This is a genomic window from bacterium, from assembly GCA_024228115.1.
Taxonomy (GTDB): Bacteria; Myxococcota_A; UBA9160; order UBA9160; family UBA6930.
In genome coordinates, this window is the sequence record JAAETT010000306.1 from 1 (window position 1) to 7,288 (window position 7,288).

At 67.7% G+C, this 7,288-nt stretch carries 6 protein-coding genes and 1 pseudogene; 3 read left to right on the plus strand and 4 right to left on the minus strand.

Going from position 1 to position 7,288, the window contains the following annotated elements; all coding sequences use genetic code 11:
* Window positions 1–175: 175 nt before the first annotated feature.
* Both GY937_13590 and GY937_13595 read right to left on the minus strand, forming a co-directional pair.
* A pseudogene (locus GY937_13590) lies at window positions 176–277 on the minus strand (transposase).
* Complete coding sequence (locus tag GY937_13595) at window positions 276–1,598, minus strand: hypothetical protein (protein ID MCP5057738.1); 1,323 nt, start codon at window positions 1,596–1,598, stop codon at window positions 276–278. The pseudogene GY937_13590 and the gene GY937_13595 overlap by 2 nt, the downstream one beginning before the upstream one ends.
* An 84-nt stretch (window positions 1,599–1,682) precedes the next feature.
* On the opposite strand from GY937_13595, the gene GY937_13600 reads away from it, so the two are divergent.
* Window positions 1,683–1,874 carry a hypothetical protein gene (locus GY937_13600; GenBank protein MCP5057739.1) on the plus strand — a complete coding sequence of 64 codons (192 nt, stop codon included), beginning with the start codon at window positions 1,683–1,685 and terminating at the stop codon, window positions 1,872–1,874.
* Window positions 1,875–1,974: 100 nt separating this feature from the next.
* On the opposite strand, the gene GY937_13605 is transcribed toward GY937_13600, so the two are convergent.
* The gene (locus GY937_13605; protein MCP5057740.1) at window positions 1,975–2,214 is read right to left on the minus strand and encodes a hypothetical protein; all 240 of its coding nucleotides are present in this window, start codon (window positions 2,212–2,214) and stop codon (window positions 1,975–1,977) included.
* Between the two features lie 122 nt (window positions 2,215–2,336).
* On the opposite strand from GY937_13605, the gene GY937_13610 reads away from it, so the two are divergent.
* Entirely contained in the window at window positions 2,337–4,100 is a 1,764-nt protein-coding gene (locus tag GY937_13610; protein MCP5057741.1) for a hypothetical protein, read from the plus strand.
* Window positions 4,101–4,180: 80 nt separating this feature from the next.
* Window positions 4,181–5,209, plus strand: coding sequence for a BtrH N-terminal domain-containing protein (locus GY937_13615; protein MCP5057742.1), 1,029 nt, complete (start codon window positions 4,181–4,183; stop codon window positions 5,207–5,209).
* A 224-nt stretch (window positions 5,210–5,433) separates the two neighbouring features.
* Here the strand turns inward: GY937_13615 and GY937_13620 are convergent, their stop codons facing one another.
* Window positions 5,434–6,987, minus strand: coding sequence for a hypothetical protein (locus GY937_13620; GenBank protein MCP5057743.1), 1,554 nt, complete (start codon window positions 6,985–6,987; stop codon window positions 5,434–5,436).
* Between the last annotated feature and the right edge of the window lie 301 nt (window positions 6,988–7,288).

Consider the following 7,288-nt stretch of genomic DNA (forward strand, 5'->3'; position numbering starts at 1 on the left):
CGGCTTCCAGGGCAACCCCGGCTCACACCCGATCCGGAGCCTTCGCGGTCCCGGGCGCCCCAGACCCTACTCACCGCAACAATTCAACCGAGAATCCCACGCTACGCGGCCGATCTCGCTTCTACCGCGCAGACTCCTAGGACAGCGAGTCGATCCGTGCCTGCCAGCGATCGAAGGATGCGGCGATGCCCTCCCGGCGACACAGCTCCGAGATGCTCTGCTCCCCCCGCAGTCCCTCCAGCACGATCCGGATCTTCTCCTCCGGAGCGAACTTCCTAGCGAGCCTCCGCGCAGATCATCGTGGCGCTTTCGTCCGTACCAAGCTCGTCTGGGGTCCAGCAGAAGCCGTTGATATGGGTGCAGGGCTGGCTGAAAGCGACACTCGAGTCCCGGATGGCCGCGCAGCGCAATGTGCTGTCCGTGGGGCCGTGCTCGAGCCGACAGATCGAGCCTGGGGCGCAGGGCGCTATCGCCGAGCAGGAATGGCCCACACAGCCTCCGCAGCTTCCGCCGCAAACGGAGCAGTAGTCGCTGCCCTGGATAGCAACGCACTCGGCGGTGTCACCGCGGCAGCGGGTGGTCCCGGCCACCTCGAACCCCGACCGGCCGGAGCAGGACCGCGGCTGGACTGCGCAAGGCGCGTCCTCCTCGCAACCGCCGCCTTCGGACCCACCGGTGCCGCTGCCCGACGTGCGCGGAGGGGGGGCGGGGCTCGGTCGCGGGGCCGGTTTGACCACCGGCACCGGAGCCTGGTATTCCACCTCGAACCTACGTGGCAGCGAGTCCCGCTTGCGCGTGGCGTCCGCTCCCCGGGTCACCTGGGCGTACCAGGGGCCGTTGCGCATCTCGCTCGGCATCTCCGCGAGGACGCGGGAGTCGGACCAGCTTCGCACTCGCAGGGCAAACCTGAAGGCCGGCTCCCGCCAGATCGAGATCCTGCTGCCCGGCAAGGCTGCGCTCCCAAAATCGCGGCCGTGCAGTTCCAGGGTGCCAGGACACACATCCGGACCTTCCCGAACGCTGCACACGTAGGGTGAGGGTGAGACCGCAGCGAGGTGAGGCGCTGCGGCAACGGTCACACGCAGCTCCTTCTTCTTGCAGGTGGTCTCGAGCGTGAACACGGTCACGGGCTCACGCAACGAGCTCGCGGCGAGCCGCGACGTGGACGCCGGTGCGACTCGCTCGCGGCGGCCCGTTGCGCCATTGGTCAAATGGACCGGGTCTCGCCACTGGGTGTTGCCCGGACCGACTGCACGCCAGCGCAGCACCAGGCTGTCGCCGGGCCAGACCTCCGTGGGTTCAGCGCTGAACTCGAAGTAGAGCGGCCAGACACCGGGGCCGCATGCGGGGGTAACGCCCAGTGCTGGCTTCGGGATGCCCATGTCCGGCCGGAGGTTGGGCTTCGGCTTCTCGGGCACCGGCCTTCGATTCCGGTTGCGAAGCGAATCGGGTACCCGCTTGCTCGGGATGTCTGATGCCTCGGCCTTCGCGCCTTCGGTCACGGCCTTGGGGTTCTTGACCTTGTCATCCGGTGGCACGGCCCACACCAGGGTCGCCGCACCCAAGAGTGAAACAAGCAGCCCCGCCGCCCAGCGCATCGGAACCCCCCTCACCCGGGAAGGTACCACGCGGCCGCTCCCACGTCCCTGCGTGTGTCGACGGCCTTCCCGAAGGAGCACGGCGTGCAGCAGGGAGACGTCGTCGAGAACAAGCGGCTCTCGGAGGTGATGGACCTCATCAAAGAGCGACAGCGGGAGCGTACCGAAGCGAAGATCGCGAAGTCGTCAACGACGACCTTGTGCGAAGCGCGCCTGCTGCGCGCCGGAGCGCACCGGCGGACCACGACGGGCTCCTCCGGAGAGGCTCAACCGTGATCCTCACAGGCCCCGGGACTCGGCAGCGGAGAAGACGGAATCAGAGGGGAACCCGGACGTTCGGGCCCGGCGCTAGGGTCGGCTGCGCCTGTCGGCCGAGCTAGCAGTCGCCGTCCCGCACCCACCGCCCGGTCGGGTCGCAGGTCATGTGTGCCTTGGCCATGCAGGCGATGGCGCCCTCGGAGAAGGTCCGTCCCTCGTGCGAGCAGATCGCAGCCAGCTCGATGCCCTCTTCGCGGGCGACGTGCTGGCGAACAAGTGCCTCAGGAATGTCGGCGTGCAGGGACAAGCAGCCAGTGAGCCCGGGCAGGGCGAGAATCGAGATCGCGGCGATGCGCATGGTCTTCCCCCTAATTTGGTCAGTCGCGCCTCTCTCCATCTTATACGTATGGGGTCGGCGAATCTTCCATAAATTCTGGGTGAAGAGTATTGGGCGACGATGTTGCGGCTGCGAGGACCGGCGTGGGCTCCCTTCACCGCGTAGGTCCCAGGGGGATTCCGGGGCTCTTCGTTTCGGGGCTCGGGCCGGGGACCGGAGTCGGGACCGGATGCGGACGGCTCCTCGGCGGCTTCGCGAGCCTCGGGGCCGGAATCGCCCTCTCACGATGCTGGATCCACAGCGGGGAGGCAGGCGAGGCGCTGACCCGCTGGCCCGACGCGGTCGAACGCCGGACCCGTCCTTCGCCGAATGCCTCCCTGGGCTGGGAGCGAGCACGGTGCCATCCTATTCGCAACGGAGGTACCCGCATGACTGGCATCGCAGCCCTGGCCGCATGGATCGTCACGATGGCCGTCGCCTACTTCGGGGTCGGCCCGCTGCTCCTCGAGGCGATCGAGGGCGTCGACCGCGGGATGATCCCGCTCACGGGCCCACTGCTGACCCTCGCGGGGTTCGTTGCGAGCGCATGGCTGACCGTGCGTTGGGCGCGCTCGATCGGGCGCCCCGCGGACGCCGCGGCGGGCGAGCCGGACGGTCTCGGCCGCCGGCGTTTCCTCGCGGGCGCTGCGAGCGTCGTCGCGGGCGGCGCGGCCGTGGGCGGCGCCGCACTCTCGCGCCTGGCCGGCTGGGCGTCGGTCACCGGCCCCGCGCTGCGCGTCGCCGCACCGCAGACGGACCCGAATCCGCAGAGCGCCTGGGAAGGTGCGCGCGTGCGCAGCTACCGGCCGCTTGGCGATACGGGTGCAACCGTGTCGGACATCTCGATCGGTACGACACAGCTCTACCGCCATCCGGATCCCGTCGGCCTCGTACGCTCCGCCCTCGACCGCGGCGTGACCTACATCGACACGTCGCCCGACTATGCGGGCGCCACGGCGGAGAAGACGATCGGCGAGGCGATCCAGGGTCGCCGCGACGAGCTCTTCCTCGCGACGAAGTGGTGCACCACCGAAGGCCACGTGCGCACGGGCGAAAGCGTCGAGACGTACATGGGCGTGATCGACGAGAGCCTCGCGCGGCTCGGCACCGATCGCGTCGATCTCGTGCACGTCCACGCGTGCGACAGCGAGGAGCGGTTGCTCGATCCCGCCGTGCATGAGGCGTTCGACCGGCTCAAGGAGCAGGGGAAGGTGCGCTTCATGGGCGTCTCGACGCACACGCCGCGCCTCGAGCAGGTCGCGCGCGCGGCGATCGACAGCGAGCGGTTCGACGTGCTCATGCTCGCCTATCATCACGGGGCCTGGCCGCAGCAGGTCGCGCTCATCGAGGAGGCGGCTTCGAAGGGCATCGGCGTCGTTGCGATGAAGACGCTCAAGGGTGGCTGGCACCAGGGTTTCGCCGAAAACCGCGCCGAGAAGGACGCGTACAGCCAGGCGGCGTTCAAGTGGGTGCTGCAGAATCCGTCGGTCGCGTGTCTCGTCGTCTCGTTCTTCGAGAACCAGCACGTGGACGAGTACCTGCACGCCTCGGGCGCCGCGCTCGGGGCGAGCGACGTGGCGATCCTCGAAGAATACGACCGCAAGATCGCCGGCACGCACTGCTTCCAGCACTGCGGCACATGCCTGCCGGCGTGCCCGGAGGGGCTCCCGATCCACGACGTACTGCGGCACAGGATGTACTTCGAGGCCTACGGCGACCAGAAGCAGGCGATGCAGCTCTACGCGAAGCTCGACAAGCAGGCCGACCTGTGTCCGGACTGCTCGGCGCCGTGCGCGAACGCATGCCCCGTCGGCGTCCCGATCCAGGAACGCATGACCGGTGCGCACGACCTGCTGACACTCGCCTGACGACCGAACTCGTCCGTTGGCGCCAAGACGGAAGTCATCTGGGCTGATGCGCTGCTTCGAGTACCTGCGCGGAGGATATCGTGAAGACCCTGATCGAGAACTACAAGAGCTTTCCCGGCGAGCACTGCGGAAGCGTCGCGATGCGAGGCCTGCTCAACCACTATTGCAACCTCGAGCTTCCCGAAGCGGTGGTCTTTGGACTCGGGAGCGGCGTTGCGTGTGTCTACCTCGAAGCCCCCGGAATGGATCCCGGTGTTTCGGTCTTCGGTCGCACGTTCGCACTCGAGTCGGACCTCGGCTCGAACCTGCAGGTCGACTACCGAGAGCAAACTGAAGAAGACGATGACAGTGCGTGGCGGATCGCGCGAGAAGAAGTTCTTGCGGGTCGCCCAACGATGCTCAGTGGCGACATCCTCTACTTGGATTATCGCGAATACAAGGTTCACTTCCCCGGGCATCGCTTCGTATTGGTCGGTTTCGATGACGACATCGAAAAGGCGTTCATCGCGGATCGCATCAAGCCCGAACCCGAAGCTTGCTCCTACGGCGCATTGAGAACGAGCCGCAATCCTCCTTTCGCAATGTCGACTCGTAACCTGTGGGGGCGTTTCCACGGAACCGAAGTGGGACGGACGCTGCGCGAAGCAGCTGCTGTCGCAATCGAGCGTGCTTCGCAGCAGATGCTCGGCGTTCCTTCGGCAGGCGATGGAGAGAGCCCGTTCGGAAGCAGCGAGGTGCAGATGGTTGCGGGTGTTGCCGGCATTGAACACTTCGCACGCGAGCTACCCGGCTGGGCGAAGCGCCCCGACGTCCTGGCGCTCTCGAGCTTCAACGCGAGTTGTATCGAAAAGTTCGGCAACGGCGGCGGCAATTTCCGACGGCTATACGCCGGGTTCCTCGATTGGGCGTGGGAGTTGGATCCGACACTGGTTCCCGCCAATGCGGGTGGCCTTGCCCGGGAGGCCGCCGATGGTTGGACCGCCGCGAGCACATGCCTGTATCGCGTTGCGGAGGAAGGCCCCGTGCCGACACTGTTCGGCGAAGCTGCACGGCAGATGGAAGCGGTCGCAGCCACCGAACGTCGGCTATTCACGGATCTTGCCAGTTGAGCAGCGCTCAAGAAATGGAAGGCCCCCGGTCGCCAGTAGGCAAGAGTGTCCCCTGACGTCCGCCCATTGCTCATGTTGGCAAACGCCAGACCCATACGTCCCGGTTTCGGTCGGGGTGTTGTCGTCGGCGAGCAAGGGTGACCAGCGGGCGACCCGGCGATGGGTTCAGATGGGCCGCAACTCACCGAAATCCCTCGCAACTCGTTGATCCGGTGGCGCCACACCTAGAGCCCTGAGGCGCCGGCCTCGACGACGAGGGGGGCGATCCCGGTGCGGCGCATCGCTCCGGGCGCCGGGGACGGATCGACCGCCAAACTCGGAGACGAACGAATCGTCGACTGCGCGCGGCCACCCTCGACCGGCGGGGAAGACGGATCGACGCGAAGCGCAGAAGCGTCCAGCCGCACCGGGTTCGTCTGGCGAAGTGTCGGGCCGTCGCTGACAGGCTCGCGTGCCGACTCGTTCGGGAGTCCGAGGCGCAGCGGAGAGAACGGCGATCTGGCGCCGCCTTCGGCGCGTGGCGCGGGCTCCAGGGCGGGCGCCTCGGAGGTTCGCGGATCCGCCCGTCGCTCGGGCTCCCGCGGCGCCGTGTCTTCCGCCCGGTGGACGGGCTCTTCGTGCGCAACCGTGATCCCATCCGCCACCGGCGGAGCCGTGTGCGAGGCGCCGCGATGCCCGAAGGCGCGGGCCGCATACCCGCCCGCGAGCGGCTGGGCGATACGCTGGCGCAGGCGCTCGCGCCCGGGCAGCGCGAGGATGGGTCGCGTGTGCACGGGAGCAATGCTCGCGCGATGCGGATCGGTGGTCTGGAAGCGGCGTAGCGTTCCGATGCGGACCCGCGTTCCGGCTCCCGCTGGGGTGAGCGCCGACGCGTGCCCCCGTGCGGCGAGGCACCTCTTCACACATGCGCGGTAGGCGGCCTCGGTCTTCGCGGCCTCCTCCCGGTGCGTGTCGCGGACGTGAATCCAGGACGCGAGATCCTCCTTGGCCTCCTGGGCCTTCGCGTACGCCTTGCGCCAGGCGGTCATCGCGCGGCGGGCCGCGGCTTCCTTGCGGTTCGCGTTCTGCAACGCGCTGCCGACGGAGTCGATGCTGCTAGCCGGCCAACCCGCGTTCTCGGCCTCTCCCTTCAGGCGCTCCGCCTCGGCCCGCGCTGCCTTCGCGGTCGCCTTGGCCTCGCGTGCGGTCCGGGCGGCTTCCCGATTCGCTGCGCGGGCACCCTTCAGGCTCTCCTCGGCCTCGCGGACCCAACGCTCCCACTTCACGAGGTCCCGCACCCAGCGGCGCCACGCGGAGTACTCGAGCAAGCACTGGTTCTCGCAGATCACCTGCGGATCGGTGGGCTCTTCCGGCTCCGGGCTCCCGGACGCGTCCTCTTCTTCGCCCTCGTCGGGGTCACTCGAGCCGCCGCCTCCCGTCGCATAACCTTCCGGGTTCACGACCTTGTCGCAGACGCGATCGATGATCTCGCCGAGCCGCTGGGCCTTGCGGTAGACCTCGGCCGGTGCGCGCGTCACCGCGAGTTCGATCATCAGATTGTGCTGCTTCGCCTGCCAGATGCCGCAGATGACCTTGTCGGACGACATCAGCAGGCTGCGCAGGGCCCCGCTGCCGCCGCGGCCGACGGTCTTCTTGCCGACCTTCCCGGCCACCTTGAAGTGGTTCAGCAGCTCGCGGACGATCGTTTCGCCCTCGGTTCCGAGCCCCTCGGCGGACGAGGCCAGGGGAACCAGGGCGAGGGACAGACCGAGACAAAGGACGGAAAGGAAGCGGCGCATGGTGGCCTCCGGGTTGTGCGCCGTGGGTCACGACCCTCCGCCGACCGGTTCATTCCCGGGCGCTTCCCTTCGCTCCAAGAGTTGTGGAGCGAGGAATGGGTCCGGCATGAAAGCTGCCTTGGAAAGCAGGCATGTCAAACCCGCGAGTTCTTGGTTCTCCTCCGCATTGTCCGTTTCCCGGTTGTGATTCTCACGCGAATCCAGACACTTGGCGCTTCAAGAAGAAGGGCTTCTTCTTCCGATCGAGCGACGGAGACCGGATCCAGCGGTACCTCTGTCAACATTGTGACCGGTCCTTCAG

Excerpts from the sequence above, each read along its gene's own strand:
- GY937_13595 (MCP5057738.1), bottom strand. The coding sequence starts at position 1,598 with ATGCGCTGGGCGGCGGGGCTGCTTGTTTCACTCTTGGGTGCGGCGACC.
- GY937_13605 (MCP5057740.1), bottom strand. The coding sequence starts at position 2,214 with ATGCGCATCGCCGCGATCTCGATTCTCGCCCTGCCCGGGCTCACTGGC.
- GY937_13620 (MCP5057743.1), bottom strand. The coding sequence starts at position 6,987 with ATGCGCCGCTTCCTTTCCGTCCTTTGTCTCGGTCTGTCCCTCGCCCTG.